Source organism: Psychrobacter sp. Ps6 (genome assembly GCF_022129235.1).
GTDB lineage: Bacteria > Pseudomonadota > Gammaproteobacteria > Pseudomonadales > Moraxellaceae > Psychrobacter.
Genome location: NZ_JADQAI010000008.1, coordinates 1 through 22,754, shown reverse-complemented (window position 1 = coordinate 22,754; position 22,754 = coordinate 1). Strand labels below are relative to the sequence as shown.

17 protein-coding genes are annotated in these 22,754 nt (G+C 45.3%); 13 read left to right on the top strand and 4 right to left on the bottom strand.

Translation table 11 applies throughout. The features are described 5' to 3' along the window. The first annotated feature begins 167 nt into the window (after positions 1 to 167). A complete protein-coding gene (map, locus tag I3255_RS09995) occupies positions 168 to 962 on the top strand; it encodes a type I methionyl aminopeptidase (RefSeq protein WP_201599095.1) in 795 nt (264 codons plus the stop codon). Between the two features lie 242 nt (positions 963 to 1,204). Next, a complete protein-coding gene (gene glnD, locus I3255_RS09990) occupies positions 1,205 to 3,961 on the top strand; it encodes a [protein-PII] uridylyltransferase (protein WP_238038704.1) in 2,757 nt (918 codons plus the stop codon). Positions 3,962 to 3,983: 22 nt separating this feature from the next. Here the strand turns inward: glnD and I3255_RS09985 are convergent, their stop codons facing one another. After that, positions 3,984 to 4,655, bottom strand: a complete 672-nt coding sequence (locus I3255_RS09985; RefSeq protein WP_238038703.1) for a hypothetical protein — start codon at positions 4,653 to 4,655, stop codon at positions 3,984 to 3,986. Positions 4,656 to 4,908: 253 nt separating this feature from the next. On the opposite strand from I3255_RS09985, the gene dapC reads away from it, so the two are divergent. The 8 genes from dapC to I3255_RS09945 all read left to right on the top strand — a co-directional run bounded on the left by dapC (position 4,909) and on the right by I3255_RS09945 (position 13,991). Beyond that, on the top strand, positions 4,909 to 6,141 hold the full coding sequence (gene dapC, locus I3255_RS09980) for a succinyldiaminopimelate transaminase (RefSeq protein WP_238038702.1): 1,233 nt from the start codon (positions 4,909 to 4,911) through the stop codon (positions 6,139 to 6,141). A gap of 196 nt (positions 6,142 to 6,337) precedes the next feature. Further along, positions 6,338 to 8,284 (top strand): DUF294 nucleotidyltransferase-like domain-containing protein, encoded by a 1,947-nt coding sequence (locus I3255_RS09975; protein ID WP_238038701.1) that lies wholly within the window; start codon positions 6,338 to 6,340, stop codon positions 8,282 to 8,284. A 17-nt stretch (positions 8,285 to 8,301) separates the two neighbouring features. After that, positions 8,302 to 8,907: a 3'-5' exonuclease gene (locus I3255_RS09970; RefSeq protein WP_238038700.1), complete on the top strand. Its 606-nt coding sequence runs from the start codon at positions 8,302 to 8,304 to the stop codon at positions 8,905 to 8,907. 180 nt (positions 8,908 to 9,087) lie between these two features. Continuing rightward, positions 9,088 to 11,097: a D-alanyl-D-alanine carboxypeptidase gene (locus I3255_RS09965; RefSeq protein ID WP_238038699.1), complete on the top strand. Its 2,010-nt coding sequence runs from the start codon at positions 9,088 to 9,090 to the stop codon at positions 11,095 to 11,097. Between the two features lie 153 nt (positions 11,098 to 11,250). Further along, complete coding sequence (locus I3255_RS09960; RefSeq protein ID WP_238038698.1) at positions 11,251 to 11,736, top strand: ABZJ_00895 family protein; 486 nt, start codon at positions 11,251 to 11,253, stop codon at positions 11,734 to 11,736. 149 nt (positions 11,737 to 11,885) lie between these two features. Beyond that, positions 11,886 to 12,434, top strand: coding sequence for a YetF domain-containing protein (locus I3255_RS09955; protein ID WP_238038697.1), 549 nt, complete (start codon positions 11,886 to 11,888; stop codon positions 12,432 to 12,434). 89 nt (positions 12,435 to 12,523) lie between these two features. Then, positions 12,524 to 13,012, top strand: coding sequence for a 23S rRNA (pseudouridine(1915)-N(3))-methyltransferase RlmH (rlmH, locus tag I3255_RS09950; RefSeq protein WP_238038696.1), 489 nt, complete (start codon positions 12,524 to 12,526; stop codon positions 13,010 to 13,012). A gap of 208 nt (positions 13,013 to 13,220) precedes the next feature. Then, complete coding sequence (locus I3255_RS09945) at positions 13,221 to 13,991, top strand: class III extradiol ring-cleavage dioxygenase (RefSeq protein WP_238038786.1); 771 nt, start codon at positions 13,221 to 13,223, stop codon at positions 13,989 to 13,991. A gap of 49 nt (positions 13,992 to 14,040) precedes the next feature. Here I3255_RS09945 and I3255_RS09940 read toward each other — a convergent pair whose 3' ends face one another. Together I3255_RS09940 and I3255_RS14910 are read right to left on the bottom strand one after the other, a co-directional pair. After that, positions 14,041 to 15,534 carry an amidase gene (locus tag I3255_RS09940; RefSeq protein ID WP_238038695.1) on the bottom strand — a complete coding sequence of 498 codons (1,494 nt, stop codon included), beginning with the start codon at positions 15,532 to 15,534 and terminating at the stop codon, positions 14,041 to 14,043. A gap of 234 nt (positions 15,535 to 15,768) precedes the next feature. After that, positions 15,769 to 19,089: a DNA translocase FtsK gene (locus tag I3255_RS14910; protein ID WP_238038694.1), complete on the bottom strand. Its 3,321-nt coding sequence runs from the start codon at positions 19,087 to 19,089 to the stop codon at positions 15,769 to 15,771. Positions 19,090 to 19,635: 546 nt separating this feature from the next. Between I3255_RS14910 and trxB the strand changes: the two genes are divergently transcribed. From trxB to I3255_RS09920, 3 genes are read left to right on the top strand one after another with little or no spacing between them, the layout of a single operon-like run. Next, positions 19,636 to 20,658 carry a thioredoxin-disulfide reductase gene (gene trxB, locus I3255_RS09930; protein WP_087040698.1) on the top strand — a complete coding sequence of 341 codons (1,023 nt, stop codon included), beginning with the start codon at positions 19,636 to 19,638 and terminating at the stop codon, positions 20,656 to 20,658. After that, positions 20,659 to 21,471 carry a leucyl/phenylalanyl-tRNA--protein transferase gene (gene aat / locus I3255_RS09925; protein WP_238038693.1) on the top strand — a complete coding sequence of 271 codons (813 nt, stop codon included), beginning with the start codon at positions 20,659 to 20,661 and terminating at the stop codon, positions 21,469 to 21,471. Positions 21,472 to 21,504: 33 nt separating this feature from the next. Beyond that, the gene (locus I3255_RS09920; RefSeq protein ID WP_058023725.1) at positions 21,505 to 21,939 is read left to right on the top strand and encodes a MerR family transcriptional regulator; all 435 of its coding nucleotides are present in this window, start codon (positions 21,505 to 21,507) and stop codon (positions 21,937 to 21,939) included. Between the two features lie 80 nt (positions 21,940 to 22,019). Here I3255_RS09920 and rimI read toward each other — a convergent pair whose 3' ends face one another. Continuing rightward, positions 22,020 to 22,508 (bottom strand): ribosomal protein S18-alanine N-acetyltransferase, encoded by a 489-nt coding sequence (gene rimI / locus I3255_RS09915; protein WP_238038692.1) that lies wholly within the window; start codon positions 22,506 to 22,508, stop codon positions 22,020 to 22,022. Positions 22,509 to 22,754 lie beyond the last annotated feature (246 nt).

Sequence of the window (22,754 nt, the reverse complement as noted above, 5' to 3'; positions counted from 1 at the left end):
AATATGAATATATTATCGTGACTAAAGAGTCACAACTGTCTTTACCACGCGGTAAAGCAATTATTATCAATAATAATGATAGGTTCACTATCACTTAACATGAAACTGCCATTCATCCATTTATGGTATAATCTATCCACATTAAACCCATAATTATAAGACAGATGATGATGACTAAAAAATCTCTTATCCAGTCCGCCGACGCCATAGAAAAAATGCGCGTGGCCGGTAAACTCGCTAGTGATGTTCTGGTAATGCTCGACGAGCACGTCAAAGTTGGCGTCAGTACCGAAGCGCTTAACCAAATCGCTCATGACTACATCGTTAATGTGCAGCAGGCCATTCCTGCGCCGCTTAACTACAATGGTTTCCCAAAATCTATTTGTACCTCAGTCAACCACGTGGTCTGCCATGGTATCCCAACAGAAAGCAAGCTACTCAAAGATGGTGACATCATCAATATCGATGTGACTGTCATCAAAGATGGCTACTATGGCGACACCTCAAAAATGTGGATCGTTGGCAATGGTTCGATCATGGCGCAGCGTATTTGCAAAGTCGCACAAGATGCCTTATATGCCGGCATGAGTGTGGTCAAAAACGGCGCGCGTCTAGGCGACGTTGGTGCTGCCATTCAAGCAGTGGTCGAGCCTGAGCGCTTTAGTATCGTTCGTGAGTTCTGCGGTCATGGCATTAGTAATGAATTCCACCACGAGCCACAAGTCATGCATTACGGCAAAAAAGGCACTGGTTTTGAGCTAAAAACAGGCATGACCTTTACCATCGAGCCGATGATTAACCAAGGTACATGGCAGACTAAGATCTTACCTGATGAATGGACAGCGATTACCAAAGACCGCAAACTGTCCGCTCAGTGGGAGCATACGATGGTCGTAACAGACAATGGCTGTGAAGTATTTACCACGCGCCCTGAAGAAGATTTGAGTTTTTTGACACAGTAAAACAATAAAAGATCGCCTAGGCGGTCTTTTTTTTGGCCAATCATTAGCGCATATCGAGTTAGGACAGATTGAGTATTGTGCTTACTGGCTTTTTGTCTTTATACTCTGATGAGTTAATAACTTATATTGATACATTTATTAGTACATTCTATTGGTAACTTTTATCAGCTATCAGCAAGCGAATTGCCTGATGCTTTGCAGCTCAAACGCTCTATTTTTAAACTCTTAATTGGATAACACTCATGTTTACTTGTGATGTCGCTTCTATTGATCTAACGCCCCTACCGCTACTATCAAATGATACGGCGACAGATAACTCGCTGTTGTCAGAGCAAAATACGACAGATAAAGCGCTACTCGGCATTCCTGAATGGCTGGCACAAATCAATGAAGATATCAGCCGATTACTAGAGCGTGGTACCAATATTCGTCAATTGGTTGAAGTACGTGCCTGCGCTCTTGATAGCTTACTCATTGCGTTATTCAAATGGTTTGAATTAGATAAGACGGATTTGGCATTGTTCGCAACGGGTGGCTATGGACGCGGTGAGCTGTCGCTTTATTCAGATATTGATATTTTGCTGTTATCTCCTGACGAAATCGGCGCTGATGCCAGCAGTAAGATTGATAAATTGGTCGCATTGCTGTGGGATATCGGGCTGGAACCTGCGCTATCTGTACGTAGCGTCAACGATGCGTTAGAAGCTGCACTTGACCATACCATTGCCAGTGCCCAGCTCGAAGCTCGATTGTTAATCGGCAACGAAGCACTGCGAGATATGCCCATCCAAATCGTGAACAAGCAGTGGTCTCCTCGCGCCTTTTTTGATGTAAAAATGGAAGAGTCCAAAACTCGCTACTTACAGCACAATGCCACCGAGTATAACCTTGAGCCAAATATCAAAACGGCTCCAGGTGGTCTGCGTGACATTCATATCATCGGCTGGGTCACCAAACGCTACTTTAGAGTGGGCAAGCTCTATGACTTGGTACAACAGAACTTTTTGACTGAAAAAGAGTTTGATGAGTTAAGCTTTGCAGAAGGCTATTTATGGCAGATACGTCATTATTTACATGTATTGACAGGTCGTAATGAAAACAAGCTGTTGTTTGATTATCAGCGTGAGATTGCTCAACTAATGGGGTACGAGACCCAGCCAGATGACCAGCCCAATGCGGCCGTTGAACGCTTTATGCGCGATTACTATCGCTGCGCCATGCAGATATCAACGCTGTCTGAGATGCTGACCAACCACTACTATGAGACCATCATAGAACCCAACTTGCCTGATGATGAGCGCCCCAAAAAGCAGCCGATCAATGCAAGATTCAACCGTGTTGGTGATCATATTGCTATAGCGCACCATCGGGTTTTTGCTCAGCATCCTGAATCTATTTTAGAGATGTTCTTATTAATGGGTCAGCATGGTATCGACAAGGTTCGTACCCATACGCTACGTGCGCTAAAAATTGCAGCACGCGGCATCGATCAAATTTATAGAGACAATCCCGTCCATAAAGCTTTATTTTTATCTAATCTAAAAGAGCAAAACTATCTGTTCCATCGCCTGCGCACCATGAATCGCTATGGGGTATTGGGCAACTATATCCCTGCTTTTGCGCAAGTCACGGGTCTGATGCAATATGATTTGTTCCATCGCTATACGGTAGACGCGCATACGTTGTTTTTGATTCGAATTTTGCACCGCTTTACCGATCCTATGTTTTCTGAAGAGTTTCCGCTGGTCAGCGCTATCTTTCAGCGTATCGAACGTAAAGAAATTTTGGTACTGGCCGCGATGTTTCATGATATCGCCAAAGGTCGTGGCGGCGATCATAGTGAGCTTGGTCAGACTGAATCGACGGAGTTTTGCTTATCGCACGGCATGAGCTTGGCAGATGCCAATTTGGTTGGCTGGTTGACCCGCTATCATCTATTGATGTCGATTACCGCACAGAAAAAAGACATCTCAGACCCTGAAGTGGTGACTATCTTTGCAGATCTTATCGGTAATGTGACGCACCTAAATCACCTGTATGTGTTGACGGTTGCTGATATGAATGCGACCAACCCACAGCTATGGAATAGCTGGCGGGCGACGCTCATGAAACAACTCTACTCGCAGACACGGCGCATTTTGCGCGCCGATATTGATGCGCCTACCAATCGCCAAGACATGATCAGTGCCACACGCGCGCAAGCGCTCGCGATGCTAGACAATGTCAATAATCAGCACATGAATCGCGATGAAGTATTGCGTTTATGGGACGATTTGGGCGATGAGTACTTTTTGCGAGAGATTGCAGAGGATATCTTGTGGCACACCGAAGCCATTTTGAACCATCCACCGATTGGCCTTGCTTCTAATGCGGATAGTCCACCACTGGTGGTCTTGCGTGAGCATCGTGAGCTGGCACTTGATGCGGTACAGGTTTTTGTCTATACCCAAGATCAGATAAATCTGTTTGCTGTTACGATGGCGGTGTTCGATCAGATGAATCTTGATGTATTAGATGCGCGTATTATCACTGCTACCCGCGACTTTGCCTTGGATTCTTATGTGCTGCTAGATCCTAGCGGTACGCTGTTGGTCGATGAAGACAGTCAGCAAGAACTTAAACAGCGCCTGATTAATGCCTTTAAAGACCCGACAGTACTAAAGCTCACCAACAAACGTATGCCACGTCAGCTCAGGCATTTTGAAGTGACTACGGTGATCAACTTTGAGTTTAATGAAGCATCTGACCAGCACATCATGAGCTTAGAGACACTGGATCAGCCAGGACTCTTGGCTCGGGTTGGACAGATATTTTTGCAGGAGCAAATTGAGGTTCATGCAGCTCGTATTACGACCTTAGGCGAGCGCGCAGAAGATATGTTCTATATCAGTGACCAAAACGATAAGCCATTATCTACTGAACGACTTGATGCGTTAAAATCAGCATTGCTCGCCAGCCTAGCGACAAAAAGAGAAAACAACGTGGTTTATAGCTATTAATTGACGCTATCAGGAGCACGTTTTATAGCGTGCTCTTGTATATTATATTATCAGCATGTTCTATCAGCTCTACATCAGCAAGCTCTGGCGGCAAAACACCTACTTCAAGTAGCTGCTGTTCCATGATTAATCGTCCAGCATCGATTTCTTTTTGTAGCAAACATTGCAAGCTTACTAGGTGAAACTGTCCATCTAGATAGTCACCCAGCTGCCTCAAAGAAATAGGCGACTTGGCATGCACGTCAGGATACAGACTATCCTCTGCCAAAATAATCATTTCATTGAACGCCTCTTCACGCATCAGCTCATCGTTGTCTATCTCATCCTGTAACTTATTCGCTAGACGGCCTTTCGCTGCAAGAATACCGACAAAAAATATAGTTTGTAAGATAAATAAGGCAATGTATTGCCATAAAGATAACGATATATTCAACATATTATTTAGCAGCATCAGTGCCATGGCGACAACCACGTACCCGACCAACTGCCATAACAACCACATGATTAAGCTATTTTCGCCATACCAAAAGATTTTCTTCTCTTGATGCTCAATCAATTGCCGCCTCGCCTGCCACCAGCACGCTTCACGTTCTTTTAGCAGCGCATATAGGTTAATAGGATGCACACCTGCATCAGGAATGTCATTATTGATATTTTTAGCGATGAAGTTATTATGATTTAGTGCACTAGGCATATCAAACTGTCCTTAAAATGATCTGTCTCTTGCACTGACAATCATCTTTTATATTGTTATAAGTTATCAGACGCGAAGCGTTCAATGCGCTTTGTAAGTACGACTGAATGGGCTATGATAAGGTCAGCCTTTCAAGCACAATAAATTCGCATTCACGTTATGAGAAGAAAAAGACGAAAGAGGTATTACACTGCTCTAATGTAAATTTTCTTTATAACTTTATTATTAATTGTCTATTATAGTTATCACACTTATGAATCACAACTTAAAGCATCTACATCCTTATCCCTTTGCCAAGATGGCAACCTTACTTGCTGACAGCATACCTGCCGACGGTTACAGTGAGATAAAACTCGGTATTGGTGAGCCAAAACATGAGCCACCAGCATTTGTACTGGACGTCCTACGCGAAAACTTGGACAAAATAAGTCGTTATCCGACCACCAATGGTATGTTTGAGCTACGTCAGACGATTGCACACTGGTTAGAGAAGCGTTTTTTTCTTAGCCACGTCGATGCCAACACCCAAGTTTTGCCAGTAATGGGTACTCGCGAGGCTATTTTTAGCTTTGTACAAGCCGTCATAAATCATGATACCGCTGATAACGAGACCACGTCCTCTTCAGCATCTAATGGGTCACCTCTGGTTGTTATGCCCAATCCGTTCTATCAGATCTATGAAGGTGCGGCAATATTGGCACAAGCGACGCCCCATTTTGTTCCCTGTACGTTAGCTAATGACTTTAAGGGGGATTATCGCGCGGTGCCAAAAGAGGTTTGGGCACGCACACAGCTTGTATTTGTCTGTAGTCCGAATAATCCAACGGGTTCGGTTATGACCATGGAGGATTGGGAATACCTCATTCGTTTATCAGACCAATACGGTTTTGTCATTGCCAGCGACGAGTGCTATAGCGAGCTGTATTTTGATACTGCTCCGATCGGCTTATTGCAAGCTTGCGCGAATCTGGGTCGCCGTAATTTCAAAAACTGCATCGTATTCCATTCATTATCCAAACGCTCGAACCTACCTGGTTTACGCTCTGGGTTTGTAGCGGGCGATGCCAAGATTTTGCAGTCTTATTTGCAATATCGTACTTACCAAGGCTGTGCGATGCCGATACCGCATCAACTTGCCTCTATCGCTGCATGGCAAGATGAAAAGCATGTCGCACACAATCGCGCCCTTTATCAAGAAAAGTTCGCGCTATGGATGTCCGAGCTTGGCGAGTTGCTAGATTTGCGCATGCCAGAAGCTGGATTTTATTTTTGGATAAAAGTACCTGAACCGTTCGATGGCGATGATGAGGTGTTTGTCAAAGCGCTATACGAACAGGCCAATATCCATGCATTGGCAGGACGCTACTTGTCACGCGAGGTTGATGGCAATAACCCTGGAACAGGATATGTTCGTGTTGCTTTGGTCGCGAGTGTCGAGGAGAGCCGCGAAGCAATCAGTCGTATTCGCAAGTTGCTGGCGGCATAAATAGTCACTCAAAAGCTTTTATCCTGCGCTAATAAAGTAGCCTCTAGGGCGTGTCCCTATTTTAAAATGGTGATAGACGTTTGAATTAGCGGCATGCCCTAATAACCACAATATAAATAGGGTTATTGGAGGATTTTTGCACGAATAGTGCTATAGTAAAGTCTCTATTGCAAAATATGCCATCAAGGATGATGCCATGCCCCATCTTGACTTTACCCAGCCGCCCTTTGACGTACTAAGTCTAGCTGAACGTCAAAGCATCAGAAAAAACACGAAAATTCGCTATCTTGCTAGAGATGAGATCCTACCCGCAGCAGACTTGCAATATCTATATGTGGTCATTAAAGGACAAATTGAGCAATCACTGGGTGGTGAATTTGTCGCCTCTTATTTGGGCAGCAACCATTCTGATGATCCAAATAATAATGACTGGTTTGATAGTCGCCGCTTACCTGAGTCGCTCATAAAAAATGGTGTGCCAGAAAGTAAAAACACACCTATACAACCGTACCAATTTCGGGCCAGTGAAGAGACATTGCTGCTACAAGTCGACGGTACCACTGTCGATAAAATCAGCGCGCAAAATCATCTGGTACGCCAAATGCTATCAGACAAGCTACCTGAAAGACTAAAGGCATTACGACAGCGCCGTAATAATAAAGCACTCAACCCTGCTAGCTATACCCATCAACAAGAAGTGCAGCAAATTATGCTGCAACCTGTCATCGACGTTCATTTATTGCCAGTACATATTGTCGATGCCAATAATAGCTTGTACGAAGCTGCGCGTATCATGACCAAAGCTGGACTAAAACACGTACTGGTACGACCGCTGAACTGTGTAGAAAATATACAAGAAACTGAGCAGCCAAAACTGCTGCTAGGCATTCTCACCGATACGGATATTTGCCGCGCTGTGAGTGATAGACAAGATCCCGCTATTACACTTTGCCAACGCTATGCTAATTTTAACCTACGTACGATCAAGGCCACTGACGAGATTGGCGATGCGTTGCTCACCATGACTCGCTATCGCATTCACAGACTGCCAGTCATTGACAGCAGTGGTAATGTCGTCGGGGTGCTTGGACAAAGCGATATGCTCGCCCACATTGGTCATCACTCACAGCTCCTTAGTATTCAAATCGAGCAAGCAACCGATCTATCAAGCCTAGATATCGCAGTCGAGCTCATCGGTCGCTATATTCGTGCGCAGCATCAAAACGGTGTCAAAATCGGTAATATCAGCCGTATGGTGCAGACCCTAAATGCACATGTATTTACCAAGTTGTGGCAACTTATCGTGCCTGATGAGGTGATAAGCAATACTTGTCTCATCGTCATGGGTTCAGAAGGTCGCGGCGAGCAAATTATGCGTACCGATCAAGATAACGCGCTAATCATTCGTGACGGTTATACGCATCCGGATTTGGCACAGTTTGCCGATACTTTTAATAAACACTTGGCAACGCTTGGCTATCCACTGTGCGATGGCAATATCATGATGACCAACCCCATGTGGCGACAACCGCTCAAGCAGTTTACCGCGCAGATCGGATTATGGTTTAGAAACACTGACCCCATGCATGGCATCTACTTGTCCGCCATAATGGATGGCGAATATGTCTGCGGTGACGAAACCCTACTTACACAGGTACGTCAGCATTTAAGAATGGCGCACAGACAAGCCGATCCAATGTTTGTACGTCAGTTTGCCCGTTCAGCGCTACAGTTTGGCGATGTCAATCAGTGGTGGCAAAGGTTTGTACCTTTAATGGGTGGTCAATCTATATCAGCAGATATTGATCTAAAAAAAGCAGGGATCTTTCCATTGGTCCATGGTATTCGTACGTTGGCATTAGAAAATGATGTGCTCGATGTGCCTAGCAGTAAAGATCGCCTAAAGGCATTGGTGCAGTCTCATGCCCTGACCCAAGAGCGCGCTGATACGTTATTGGAAGCTTTAGAGTTTTTTATGGCGCAGCGCTTATCAGTCGCACTGTCAACCGATGACAAACAAGCAAGGCAAGTCGATCCAACGACACTAACCGCACTAGAACGTGACCTGCTTAAAGAATGTCTGGCCGTGGTAAAAAGTTTTAAAAATCAGCTGCGTCAACACTATCAGTTAGAAATAGCATAAATGAATGGATGACCAACATGAGCTGGCTACAGCAGTTATCTTGCGCTTGGCAAAAGACGCAGCTACAGCGTCTGGAGCTAGCATCAATGTTCACCACACCGTCGGCTGAGCAATGGGTAGCGATTGACTGTGAAATGACTGGACTGAACCCCAAAAAGCACCATTTATTATCCGTGGCAGCGATACATATCAATGGTAATACGATCGATACAGGTAACGGTATGCATCTGGTATGCAGACCGCCTGTAATGCCAGATCGCGATACAATTGTCATTCATGGTCTGCGTACTGCTGATGTCGAGCACGGCATGAGTTATGATGACATGCTAGCGTTATTGCTGCCATTTATAGACAATCGGCCGATTGTTGGGTTCTGCACACAGCTCGACATAGCATTTTTAAACCCTTTGGTCAAACGCTATATGGGAACGACCCTGCCCAACACAGTCGTCGATGTGCGTCAATTATACAGTCGACGTATGGGCGACCGTACGCAAGGTATTCCCAATCAAACGCAGCATTTGACTAATATTTTGGCGCATTATGATATTCCTCAGCTTGGTGCCCATGATGCTTATAACGATGCAATAATGACCGCGATGGCGTTTTTGCATGTACGCTAGCCTTTATCATTGACGAGAAAATTGAGCTTTTGAGAGCATGTGCGAAAACAGCAACTCATGTTACCATAGGCAGTTTTTGCCACCTGATGAAAGATGCTCATGCGATACCCTCTTCAACGCGATCTCTGTCAATACGACCCATCTCAACGCGACTTTTCTCAACGCAATAGCCGCATGCCCATGACAGCGAAGCTCACCACGCTCTGTAGCCGTGTGCCACTATTGAATCCATCTAAAAAACGTTTGCCGATACTTGCGCTACTGTCAGCGGTTATGCTGGTGCCTACTTACGCACAAGCCGCGCTGCCAACAGCCATTCAGGCTGCGTTATCGCGTGCAGATCTAACAGAATCTGATATCAGCATCATCGTCACGCCAATAGGGGACAAGAATGCCAGTCGTCTGCCTGCTCCTATTCAGGTGATCGATAGCAGTGATGTTGATAATCAATTGATGCCGACGACACCATCTAACAATACGACTACTAATATATCTGCTGATAAAAATAGTAGCTGTCAGAAAGCGACTCAAAATAATAACAACCATGCCGCCAGTAATCCTGACCAACAAAGCGCATTGATTACTATTGAAAAGCGCACCATTGAACAGCACGAGCAGAAGATAAACGATTATACTGATGATCCTTATACTTATCAGAGTGTGGAAAGCATCCCAACGGTAGTGCCTGACGAGCAACCAACTCTTACCAACAATGAAAGTAGCACGGTGAGCACTGATAAAACTTCTATCAAAATCTCCTTTTCACCATTATTGAATCATCAACCTGATGTCCCTCGCACCCCTGCCAGCACCATGAAACTCGTTCCCAGTTTTATCGCTTTGGACACACTAGGGGCAAACTTTGTATGGTATACACGCGTCTATCATACTGGTATTGTCATCGGCGACCGTCTACATGGCGATTTAATCATTCAAGGTAGTGGCGATCCAAAAATGACCCACGAGCGTTTGAAGGAGCTACTGTATAAAGTACAAGCCTCAGGTATTCGCCATATCGACGGTGACATCATCGTTGACAGTGCAATCTTCAAAAACGTGAGCGAAGATCCTGCTGCCTTTGACAATTCACCTTTGCGCCCTTATAACGCCAGTCCTGATGGCTTTTTGGTAAACTTTAGCACCATTGGTATCAAAACCTATCCCTCAGATAATGGCCAAGCGAGCTTGACCTATAAGCCACGACTGACCAACTATCAGCTGCCTGATAAGATAAATACCCGTGCCGCTTACTGTGGACAGGCAAGCTACAGCCTATCGCCGCAGTGGCAAGCGGAGCGGCTAGCACTCAATGCCAGTCTGCCAGAGAGCTGCGGCGAGCATGTGTTTTATGTGGCGTATCCTAATGCCAAAGAGTTTGCGGCACACGTCATTGCTGCCAAATGGCAAGCACTAGGCAATACCCTGAGCGGCAAAGTGATCTCACAAGAAACCCCTTACGATGCCAAAAAAACCTCAAAATCAGTACATGGTCTCACGGCTATTACCATGTCACCTTTACCTATGGTCAGCTATCCTTCGTTGAACCTAACGCAGCAGATTCATGATATTAACCATTTCTCAAACAATGTTATGGCTGAACAAGTGGCCCTATCTATAGGTGCCTATGACAAAGCAGGACTGACTCAATCAAAAGCTATTAATAACGATACTAGCGAGTCAACAAATAACACAGTAGTCAGTCATCAAAATACCCATAAAAAAGCTGATAGCCTATATCAATTTGGCACACCTGCTAGTACTGATTATTCTTCAGCCTTACAGACCATCAATCAATGGTGGCAAACCAATCTAAGCACACCGCCACCTTACCTGACCAATGGCTCAGGACTCTGCCGCGACTGTACCATCACCGCCGCCAATCTAAGCGAGCTGTTGACTTACGCTTATAATCACCCAAGCTTTGATGCATATGTAGATTCGTTAGGTATCGCTGGAGTCAGTGGCACCATTGCCGCTCATAGTGAGCGACTACCTGACTCAGCAGCGATTGGCCGAGCATGGATAAAAACAGGCACATTAAATAACGTCACCTCAATGGCAGGCTATGTCAAAGGGTTGTCAGGTCAAGACTATGTCGTTGTGGGTATGATTAATACAGATCAAGCGCTCAATCCTTATACAGCAAGACCTGTATTAGATGCAGTACTCGACTGGACCGCGCAGCGCTGATGGTTTTGCTAAAGCGATGCTTAGTGAGCAGTAGTAAAACCATCAGCAAATATTTTGACGCGAGTGGTATGATTAATTGCACAGCAATCATGACTGCTATGTTTATGAATATATTTTTAAAACTTTTATTTTTACCTTTACAAAGGCCAGCTTATGTCACGCCAGACAACCAATCTCAGTAAGCCTAAAACGCTTGCGTCAAGTCAGCCTAAACTGGCGCAATATATCGGGTTTTTTGCCATTGGATACATCCTTGCCAGCGCCATCTTTATGATGACTCAGACCAAGATTGCGCTTAACTCGCAACTGGTCATGGTCGTCTCTATCATCGTCGGCGCCTATATTGCTGTCAGCAAATTCATCAAGCATCAGCAGCGCGCCTTGGCTAAAAATGAAATCAACCGGCTCATGTTTGGTGGTGTTGCGGTAGTTTGGTTATTGACGGTCCTTTATTTTTTAGCCATATGGTTTTGGTTATTTGATGCGGTTAGCCGTGAGGTACTACTTGAGATGGCAATGGCGCGGCCTTTGCCCTTGCTCTCTTCACTGGTGTTGATGCTGGTATTCACCTTGGTCAGTACGCGTATCAGCCTATGGGCCATCAACCATTTCTTGAACCCTGCTCTCAAAACAGTATGAACACACCAGGCCATTTACTACGAGCATAACCAACCACCTACAAGGTAATACAAAGTTTTCTCCTACTCATACGTAAAATCCGTTAGGCTAACTTTGAGCAGTCAAATTTTAGCGGTTATTTGTTTTACTTTATAATAGGAGCAGACATCATGGAAACGGTTTTTTTTGACAACATAGATAAGCTCGGGCGCATTGTTTTAACGACTGTTATGGTCTACGTGTTGATTGTATTGGTGACCAAAGCCTCGGGTAAGCGCTCAACGTCACAGCTCAATAATTTTGATTGGATCGTGACGGTAATGATTGGCTCATTAGGCGCCAGTACCATTTTGCTCAAAAACATCCCTTTTATCGAAGGGGTGTCATCGATATTGGTACTCTATCTCTTACAGTTTTTGGTGACCAAATACGCCTCTATCTCACCGCAATTTAGCAGTGTTATTTTGTCTGATCCACGTATTGTTTTTTATCAAGGGCAGTTTTTGCCAGAGGCGATGCGTGCCGAGCGCTTGACTCGTCAAGAAATCGAATGTGCGATGCGTGCTGAAGGCATCAATAATTTTGATGATATCGAAGCTATTGTCTTTGAATCTGACGCCAAACTCAGCGTGATTCCAAAACAACGTCAAGCCGATTCGAGTGATGATGAGCAGGATGTAGATCACAGCGTATCAGAGACCATTACCCCTTTGATGTAGTGATTAGATAATTGAGCACTGATGGCTATCAATACTCAGATTCAGTGCTCGAATGTAAAAATTTTTCAATTTAAAAAATGGTACGTACTATGAAGGTAAGAATTTTGACCGTTGGCAATAAGATGCCTAGCTGGGTGCAAACAGGTTTTGATGAGTATTTTAAGCGTATTCAGCCTATGCTGAGCACAGAGATTGTGGAAATCGCCGCCGCAAAACGGGCAAAAAATCCTTCAGATGCTAATCTAGCACAGTACCGTGAGCAAGAAGGTCAATCGATATTGGCCGCTCACAATGCCGCGAGCCGTGAGCAGTTATGGGTACTAGACGTCAAAGGTAAGATGATTTCGACAGAAGGACTAGCTGATAAACTCGCTGATGGCATGCAGCAAGGCGATGATATTGCGTTGGTCATCGGCGGTGCAGATGGCGTATCACCAGCAGTGTTGGCAAAAGCCGACGCAAAATTATCATTATCAGCCCTGACATTGCCGCATCCGCTGGTACGCGTCGTCCTGATGGAACAGCTATACCGCGCGATGAGTATCAATAATAACCACCCTTATCATCGCGGTAATTAAACCAGAACCAAAAATGAAGACTGAATCGAAAAATATCCGTCACGCAACGGATTGAAAAACTAGCGTACGCCCTAATAAATGGAACATGAAATATCTAAAACGCGCGACATCCAAAGCCTCTCAGACTACGCATCAGCGTGACCATCATCACGACACTGTACAGACGCCTATTACCTCTGCTGCGGCATGGGAAAGTGCGTCTGCTATAATGTCCAATGCATCTAAACTACCTGCGTTATTTATCTCGCATGGGGCACCCACGCTTGCGATTGAGCAATCTGCCACGACCAGCGCATTGGCACGTATTGGGCAAAATTTACCTAAACCACGTGCTATCGTTATTATGTCGGCGCATTGGCAATCAGCAAAACTTGAGATCAGCAGTAACCCGCAGCCAAAGACGTGGCATGATTTTTCGGGTTTTGCGCCTGAGCTGTACGAGCTTCAGTATCCTGCATCAGGTCAACCAGCGCTGGCTGAGACACTTGCTCAGCAGCTCACCGCGCGCGGTATTACTTGTAGCGTCAATCCAGTGCGTGCCTGTGACCATGGGGTTTGGGCACCGCTCAGACACCTGTACCCAGAGGCAGATGTGCCTATCGTTCAAGTGTCACTACCGCAGCGTTACGATAGCATTGCTTGCTATCAATTGGGCGCGCAGCTCGCGCAGCTGCGTGATGAGCGAATTCTTGTCATTGGTTCAGGTAATATCACCCACAACTTACAAGCGCTACGCTGGGAAGCCGACAGCATCGATCAGGCTGCTAAAGGATTTAAGCAGTGGTTGCTCCAGCAGCTCAAGATAGACATACCCACTGCCCTCGACTGGCAGCAATATCCACAGTACAAAGACATTCATCCAAGTGACGAGCATTTGCTGCCATTGTTTTTTGCGTTAGGTGCCGGTCAGCGCGTCTCGGTTGTTCATCAGAGTATGGCCCATCATAGTTTGGGTATGGATATCTATCGCTTTGATTAGCTCATATTTATTAGCGCCTACTTATATAATCAAAGCACACAAACCAAACCTACTTTTCAAAGGCAGGTTTGGTAAATAAACCTGCACGCTCCATCTCACCTGCCAGACTAAATAAAGTCGCCTCATCATTCATACGTCCGATAAGTTGCATACCAATTGGCAAGCCTTTTTTACTCATGCCGACTGGCAACGACATGGCTGGCAATCCTGTGACGTTGCCCAATAACGTGAAGCCCATTTTTCCTAGCACAGGCGCGCTTAGCTTTTCGATCATACCCGAACTAAAGGCGTATCTACCCATATCAAAACCTTTATTAAGTACCCCAGCGCTACGCATCATCATCTCATCCATGCGGCTAGGTGGTAGCACGCCGTGTTTGACCGCAGGCGTCGGTACGGTCGGGGACAAAATCATATCGTAGGTCTCTAATAACAGTCCCGTTTGATACTGACTGTGATGCCAACCGTGTTTGGCATGAACCAAGTCCACTGCTGATAACGAACGTCCGAGTAGCGCCATGTTGTAGGTTTGCGGTTCTAGGTTTTTGATATGGGCAGTGCCAAACTCGCGCTCGATATTATCAATCGTAAAGGCGGTATGCGCGCAGACCACCACGATAAAGTCATGCCAAAACTGCTCGATATTGATATTTGGCTCAGCGGGTATTACTTGATGACCCATAGACTCTAATTGCTTAGCGGTTTGCTCCAGTACAGCAAGGACTTCTTTGTCCACTACTGTATTAGCAATCAGTGGCTGCTGCTGCAAAGCAATTTTCAATGGTCGCGGTGCACGCATCGCCGCTTGCAAAAATGTGCCATCTGGCGGCGCAATGACATAAGGCGCACCAATCTCCGCACCACTGGTGGCATCGAGCATCGCGGCACTGTCACGTACCGAGCGTGTAATCACATGATCGGCCACTGCACCATCCCACCCTTCACCAAGATTAGGACCTAATGGATTACGGCCACGGCTTGGTTTTAAGCCAAACGCACCGCACCAAGCCGCCGGAAACCGTATCGAACCGCCACCATCACCAGCACCTGCCATTGGTACAATACCGCTCGCAACTGCCGCGGCACTACCGCCTGACGAGCCGCCAGAGCTGTGGCCTTTTTTAAAGGGATTGTGAGTAGCACCATGTGCTTTTGGCTCAGTCGTGATAATTAAACCAAACTCAGGAGTGTTAGTCTTACCAAAGGTGTTAACGCCCGTGGCTTTCATGCGTTTGACGATTTCGCTGTCTTTTTCTGAGATGATATTGACGCTGCGGCTACCCATCGTGATAGGTTCATCCGCGAAACTAAATGACAAGTCTTTTAGTAGATAAGGCACGCCATTGAACACACCAGATGGCAACCCTGTCTGCGCAGCATCATAAGCGCGCTCATCGAAACGGTGAATAATGGCATTTAGCTTGGGATTGAGTTTATTGGCCTGATAAACGGCTGCGTCCAATAACTCCTTTGCACTGACCTCACCTGAATTAACCAGTGCCGCTAAGGCAAGTGCATCGTACTGGGTATATTCTTTAAACATAACCGACCTTCCTTGGAGAGTAATTGTCGTAAGATTTTTTGAATATATATTTCTTCAATAACTGTCAGTTTATTATAAAAAATCACGACTTATGATTGATAAACGAACTCACTGGTCATTTGAAAGTTTTGGTAGCTAGTTCGTTTATGAATGAAATTAATCTTAAATCTCTTTCACAAAAAAAACGAGCCACTTTTATGACTCGTTTTTTCATTATTAATTCAATACTAAGCGCTACATTAACAATTCGCGCTTACCACTTTTGCCCATGGAGCTGACCAGTCCAGCGTCTTCCATCGAGTCGACAATACGGGCGGCACGATTATAGCCGATGCTGAATTTACGCTGGATACTAGAAGCCGATACTTTACGCGTTTCCATAATAAAGGCGACGGCATCATTATATAGATCATCATCCTCGCCAGAGGCATTAGCCGTGCTACCACCGCCCGGACTAGATAATTCAAAGTTGCCTGCCATATTGTCAATATAATCGGGCGCACCGCGCTCGCGCCATGCGTCACAGACACGGTTGACCTCTTCATCACTGACATAAGCACCATGCACGCGATCTGGTTCAATCTGACCTGGGCCCAAGAACAACATATCACCGTTACCCAGCATGTCTTCAGCACCACCACTATCTAGGATCGTTCGTGAATCGACTTTTGAGTTCACGCGTAGTGCTGCACGCACAGGAATGTTTGCTTTGATCAAACCCGTAATGACATCGACTGATGGACGCTGAGTAGCTAACATTAAGTGAATACCCGCCGCACGTGATTTTTGCGCCAAGCGCGTGATTAACTCTTCGGCTTGTTTACCAACCTGCATGATCATATCGGCAAACTCATCCGCGACAATGACAATCATCGGTAGTGTTTTGAGCTTTGGCGCTTGGCTAATACTTACGCTGTCATTCGGTCGCCATAAAGGATCCAGCATCGGATTGCCCGATTTCTCTGCCGCGATGACTTTTTTATTAAACTCATTAAGCTTACGCACTTTGAGCAAGCTCATTAGCTGATAACGACGCTCCATCTCAGCCACACACCATGACAAGCTACTGGCCGCCTCGGTCATGTCAGTAACAACGGGGGTAAGTAGATGCGGAATGTCGTTATAGTTGGCAAGCTCCAGCTGCTTTGGATCAATCAAGATCAGGCGCAGCTCATTGGGCGTGTACTTGAGTAATATTGATAATAGCATCGAGTTGACCAGTACGGATTTACCAGAGCCTGTGGTACCAGCGACCAGCATGTGCGGTGCGCGGGCAAGGTCGGTAATGATGGGGTTGCCACCGATGTCTTTACCCATCGCCATACTGATTTGTGCTTTAGGATCTTTGAATTTTTCGGTATTTAATAGTTCAATCAAACGCACCATTTCACGTTTCTTATTGGGCACTTCGATACCGATATACGGCTTACCAGGAATAACCTCAACCACACGTAAAGAGGCCATCGATAGTGAGCGCGCCAAGTCACGCGAAATGCCAGTGACTTTACTGGCCTTTACACCAGCCGCAAGCTCCACTTCGAAGCGAGTCACGACAGGCCCTGGGATAGCATTGACGACGTTGGCTTTTACATTGAACTCTTGGAGCTTGATTTCTAACAACTCAGATAATTGCTCAAGCTCAGCAATGGTATAACTAGGCTTACGGTCAGGGTCAGGCTTGTCCAATATAGACACTTCTGGAATAGGGGTTAGGCTACTGCGATAGGCCGCCGTCTGCATCGAGCGTGATTTTTGACTGAACGCCGCATCGTCACTGATATGCGGCATAACAGGCGCACTGGTGTCGTCAGTACTATCCTCCTCCGGCATCATGTCAGTGATATGGTTACTACTATCACCTTCTGGCACCGCAAAGCTGACAGAAGGTTTAGCTGGAGCCACAGGCTGCGTATTTGAGGCCGAACTGACCGCTTCCACAGTCGGCGCCGCTTTTGGATTGGCAGGCGGCGTATTGGTCGGTGTCATATCCGAAATTTCTGATACCGATGCAGCCATTTCTACCGATGACTGAGCCATTGTGGCCTCAGGTACAGGTGACGACTCATTACGTTGTAATAGTTCGGCCTGTGCATCAGAGAACCCATAAGAATCATCACTTAGGATGCTATTAGTGGCGTCTGACGTAGGGCTTGATAGCTCTTCTTGCGGAGTTTGCTTATTGACGTTAGTTTCATTAGCAGGGGCAACTGGCGCTTTTGCAATAGGTTCTGATATATTGCCATGCTCCGCCAGCCACGCTTCTGCTAACTTATCGACATTCCCCGTTGTATCATCTGGGTGAGAATCCTTCGGCTCATTGATAGCTTGATTGACAGCTTGAGCATTCGTTGATTCATCCATTGATGGTTGAGTAGCTGTTTCTAGATTAGATAGATCTGCTGCCTCTAACATCGGTGCTGCCACAGAGGTTTGCACTGCTTCTTCTAGTGACACGTCAGTGACGACTTCACTCTGTGCATAGTTAGGCACAGTAGAATTATCTATACTGTTAGTGCTATAAGCCATCTGTTCACGCGCGAGCAAATCATCAACCGTATTTGCATCGTTCCACGCAAAGCTTGGCTCGACTTTGCGAGCAGGCGCTACGATAGGGTTTGATATCGCCGATGTGTTTGTGTCACTGACTGTACTGCCAACCGTAGCATTAGCAGTCGCTGCGGCCGCGTATGGTGACTCACTTTTTGCATCGCTAGACGTAGCTGCTGCTTTTGCTGTCGCTATAGAGGCTTTCACACTATCAGCCAATCCTGATGTCGATAAAAAATCCGCCAATACGTTGCTGAATCTGCCACTATTATCTACTGCGTGAGCACTATTCGCATCGTTAGCTGATTGCAACTCAAGTGGCAGCTGCTCGTACTCGGCTGTTTGATTGGGATTGTTTTCTGTGACGTTATCAGCGTTTTGTGAGACATTACTTTGTTGATCCGCTGGAGCGGTGTCTTTATTTTTTAACCCTGAGCCGAGCCAAGATAATGCTGTAATCTTCTGATATATAGCAAGCCAATGGATGTTAAAGGCAAAGGTCGCCGTAATCACGACAAACACCGCCAAGAAAATCACACTCCCCCACTGCGAGAGCAACTGTGCCAAACGTTCCTGCAACTCAAGACCGATAATACCACCAGCCACACCCTCAAGCCCCGTTGATGCAGGATTGGCTACCTGCTGAACCAATGCAACCAGTTGTGCAAATAATGCACTGGCACTCAACAGCAAAAACACATAAGCGACCAGTCGCATGAGCCAAAACGTCGGCTTATTGTCCCACCAAATAAGGATAGACTCATAAACCACAAACGCTAAAAACCACCATGCACCATAGCCAAAAAAGCTATAGAGCAAGTCGGATAACCAAGCGCCCGTCTGCCCACCCATATTGTTAATGGTCGTCATATCACTACTGATGTGCGACCAGCTAGGATCATTGCCTGTGTAAGTCATCAAAATAACAAACAAATAAACAGCCAGTATTAACCCAAGGAGGGTAAATATTCCCTTTTTTAAATACTCAATAAGCGGTGCTGATATCACGTAAAATCTGCCTTGTTGTTAATACTAAATGGTCGCCAGTGCATGACTAAGTCTAATCATGCTGACATAAAGTGCTGACATATAAAGGTACCTAGCAAAGTGTTTGGTTGAGATTCGCCTCTCAAGAGGCCTGAGCATAGCAGTCATCGCTTAAGCTCTACCACACTTGGCATAACTTCTTATAATAACAAATACATAGGTACAGTGGCGACACTCTTATAAAGAAAGCGTGCAAGAAAGTAAATCAGTGTACGATTTGCGCAAAAAATTTGCGAATAAGCCAAAGGATACTAACAGAATACTGCTAACAATTTTATATAGACCCTATAAAATACCAGCTGTTTCTAGCACGAGTATTTCAAGGTTATTATGCTTTGATTCTAATGATAGCTGTGTTTGTTTTAGCAAACTTGCACTTTTTGCTATCTACCCTTATGTTATTATCACACAGCAATTAGAAAAACCATATTAGTAGCAACGCTTGACGTTTTTTTATTATATTTATAACTCATATTTTTCATTCGTATATTTAGAAAGGAACAACTCATGGCAACTGACACTACTGCTCCACGTCACGAAAAGCTCATCATTTTAGGCTCAGGCCCTGCCGGTTATTCGGCTGCGGTCTATGCAGCGCGCGCCAACCTTAAGCCTGTTATGGTAACGGGTATGGAAGTGGGTGGCCAATTAACCACCACCACTGAAGTCGATAACTGGCCAGGCGATGCGCATGATTTGACAGGTCCTGCATTAATGGAGCGTATGAAGGCACATGCTGAGCGTTTCGGTACAGAATTGGTTTATGACCATATCAATGATGTTAACTTGAATGTACGACCTTTTGAGCTGTCAGGTAACAATGGCACCTATACTTGTGATGCCCTGATTATCTCAACAGGTGCCTCTGCTCAGTACCTAGGTCTAGAATCAGAAACCAAATTTAAAGGGCTTGGCGTATCCGCTTGTGCCACTTGTGACGGTTTCTTTTATAAAGATCAAAAAGTCGCCGTGATTGGCGGTGGTAATACAGCCGTTGAAGAAGCCTTATACCTCTCTAACATTGCGTCTGAAGTCACTTTAGTGCATCGCCGTGATAGCTTACGCTCTGAAAAAATCCTACAAGACAAGCTGTTTGAAAAAGCCAAAAACGGTAACGTCAAAATCGAATGGAACCATCAAGTCAAAGAAGTCGTCGGTGATGACATGGGCGTCAATGGTGTCGTTATCGAATCAATGATTGATGGCAGCACCAAACAGCTAGATACAATGGGCATGTTCGTCGCCATTGGTCATAAGCCTAATACCGACCTATTCAAAGGTCAATTGGATATGAAAGATGGCTATCTGGTCGTCAATAGTGGCTTGAATGGTAATGCAACGCAAACCAGTATCGAAGGTGTGTTTGCCGCAGGTGACGTGGCTGATCATGTCTATCGTCAAGCCATTACCTCTGCTGGTACTGGCTGTATGGCAGCGCTGGATGCGGAGAAGTACTTAGACGCTATCGGTGAGGCAACGGCGAAAGACCATACGTATGCGTCAACGCTGACTGCTGATCAAGAAGACTAAATGAATAACTTCACACAGCACGGCGATAATGGTCAATACATCACGCCTGAGACTTTAAAAAGTCTTGGGCGTTATGACTTTCCTGATCCTATCTCTATCGATCCTGATGGCATTGGCATTGTCGCGATGGGTGGCGATCTTGCACCCGATACATTGATATCTGCGTATGCGCAGGGGCTGTTTCCATGGTTCAATGAAGATGAGCCTATCGCTTGGTGGTGTCCTGAGCCGCGTTGTGTGATCGTCCCATCTGATTACCAACCGAGCAAGTCACTGCGCAAGCAAGCAAGTCGCGCGCGTTGGCAAATAACACTCAATCAAGCATTTCATGACGTCATACATGCCTGTAGTTTGCCGCGTAGCGATGGTCTTAATAATGACTTGCCCGAGGGTGAGCATACTTGGATTCATGAAGAGATGATTGAGGCTTATACCAAACTGCATGCACAGGGCTTTGCGCATAGCATTGAGGTGTGGGACGAGGCAGGTCAGCTCGTTGGTGGACTGTATGGGCTAAAAATAAACGGCATCTACTTTGGCGAATCTATGTTTCATCGCGCCTCTAATGCGTCAAAACTCGCGTTTTGGGGATTGATGCGCTTGTGTGAGCAAAGTCATGTTGCACTTGTCGACTGCCAGCTACCGAATGATCATCTTATGAGCTTAGGTGCCACTACTCTACCGCGTCCTGACTTTCTTGCTCAATTAGACCGCTTAATAAACAGTCGCTCCATCAATTGGCACAATAATTCTCACAAACCATTAGCCGTATCCCTTCTCGATACGACTGATCCTTGGCAGCATCAATCATGAAATCTACAAAAGCTACAGAGTTAAGAGGATTTTATGGCGCTTGATACCTCATTTCTGCTAATCGGAGAGCTGGCAGCAAAAGCCAATACAACCAAAGACACTGTGCGTCACTATGAGCAGTTGGGCCTACTAAGGTCACGTAAGCGTCAAGCAGGCTCACGTTTATATACTGAGTTTCATCCCGAGTGTGTCGAGCGTATTGAGCTAATCAAAAGCGCACAGGCCATTGGTTTTACCCTTACTGAAATCAAAAACAGTTTAAACGATTATTACGATGGCCAATTGGATATTGATTTGCAGCTCATGCTGACTCAGCAAAAGCTAGAACAAGTCAGAAAACAGCAAGCCAATATAAGCGTGATGGTAGAGTTATTGAGCGAGCGTATAGATGTTCTCGCACGGATGAAAGCAGACAGCAACTATCAATTAGACACTAATATCTGTAAGAAAAAAATACCATCAAGTTAAACACGATAACGTTGGTTGAGATAAGTAATTTATCTTTAAAGAAACTACGCTTATAACTCCCTAATGAGAATTTACTCTCTTCACTCGCCATAGACATGTTGCATGATGAATGCATCGACTGCGGACTGATTCGGTGACTGGTAATAGCCTTTGCGTCTATGAATGACTGCAAATGCTTGCTTTTCATATAACGCTATCGCAGCATGATTGTCTGCTCGTACCTCTAACAACAAATTCCCCACCTGATTACTCTGCAATACTTTATGCAACTTATCAATAATTTGCGAAGCAATGCCTTGTCGTTGATAATCAGGATGCGTGCCAATACGTAAAATTTCTGCTTGCTCAAATATCATTTGATATAAGCAGTAACCAATTACGTTACTCTTTGCACTTTTATCTTGTGCGTACACTACCAGCATATTAATGCTGTCTTGCTCAAGCAGTTCGAGCAAAGTCTGGTAACTCCACGCGTCTTGCGGCTGGACGATGGCTTCGATATTCGCTACGGCTTGAACCTCTTGCTCAAGCTCTGCTGTATTGGTTGATAAAGCTTCTATCAGAAACATGACTGTCCTTTTATTATGCTGAAATTGTATACATAAATCTTATCGCACGTTTATCGATGAATGATCTAATAGTATGAAAATATAATTATATAAATAAGTAATTAACCCTTTTCTAATACCAAAAAAAAGCCACCCTAGATAGGATGGCTTTTTTATCACTAATTCAAGTTCTCATTACTGAGACTTAAGTCTTAGTTCAATACGTTAGCAACAACACCAGCGCCTACAGTACGGCCGCCTTCACGA

Excerpts from the sequence above, each read along its gene's own strand:
- map (WP_201599095.1), top strand. The coding sequence starts at position 168 with ATGATGACTAAAAAATCTCTTATCCAGTCCGCCGACGCCATAGAAAAA.
- glnD (WP_238038704.1), top strand. The coding sequence starts at position 1,205 with ATGTTTACTTGTGATGTCGCTTCTATTGATCTAACGCCCCTACCGCTA.
- I3255_RS09985 (WP_238038703.1), bottom strand. The coding sequence starts at position 4,655 with ATGCCTAGTGCACTAAATCATAATAACTTCATCGCTAAAAATATCAAT.
- dapC (WP_238038702.1), top strand. The coding sequence starts at position 4,909 with ATGAATCACAACTTAAAGCATCTACATCCTTATCCCTTTGCCAAGATG.
- I3255_RS09975 (WP_238038701.1), top strand. The coding sequence starts at position 6,338 with ATGCCCCATCTTGACTTTACCCAGCCGCCCTTTGACGTACTAAGTCTA.
- I3255_RS09970 (WP_238038700.1), top strand. The coding sequence starts at position 8,302 with ATGAGCTGGCTACAGCAGTTATCTTGCGCTTGGCAAAAGACGCAGCTA.
- I3255_RS09965 (WP_238038699.1), top strand. The coding sequence starts at position 9,088 with ATGACAGCGAAGCTCACCACGCTCTGTAGCCGTGTGCCACTATTGAAT.
- I3255_RS09960 (WP_238038698.1), top strand. The coding sequence starts at position 11,251 with ATGTCACGCCAGACAACCAATCTCAGTAAGCCTAAAACGCTTGCGTCA.
- I3255_RS09955 (WP_238038697.1), top strand. The coding sequence starts at position 11,886 with ATGGAAACGGTTTTTTTTGACAACATAGATAAGCTCGGGCGCATTGTT.
- rlmH (WP_238038696.1), top strand. The coding sequence starts at position 12,524 with ATGAAGGTAAGAATTTTGACCGTTGGCAATAAGATGCCTAGCTGGGTG.
- I3255_RS09945 (WP_238038786.1), top strand. The coding sequence starts at position 13,221 with ATGTCCAATGCATCTAAACTACCTGCGTTATTTATCTCGCATGGGGCA.
- I3255_RS09940 (WP_238038695.1), bottom strand. The coding sequence starts at position 15,534 with ATGTTTAAAGAATATACCCAGTACGATGCACTTGCCTTAGCGGCACTG.
- trxB (WP_087040698.1), top strand. The coding sequence starts at position 19,636 with ATGGCAACTGACACTACTGCTCCACGTCACGAAAAGCTCATCATTTTA.
- aat (WP_238038693.1), top strand. The coding sequence starts at position 20,659 with ATGAATAACTTCACACAGCACGGCGATAATGGTCAATACATCACGCCT.
- I3255_RS09920 (WP_058023725.1), top strand. The coding sequence starts at position 21,505 with ATGGCGCTTGATACCTCATTTCTGCTAATCGGAGAGCTGGCAGCAAAA.
- rimI (WP_238038692.1), bottom strand. The coding sequence starts at position 22,508 with ATGTTTCTGATAGAAGCTTTATCAACCAATACAGCAGAGCTTGAGCAA.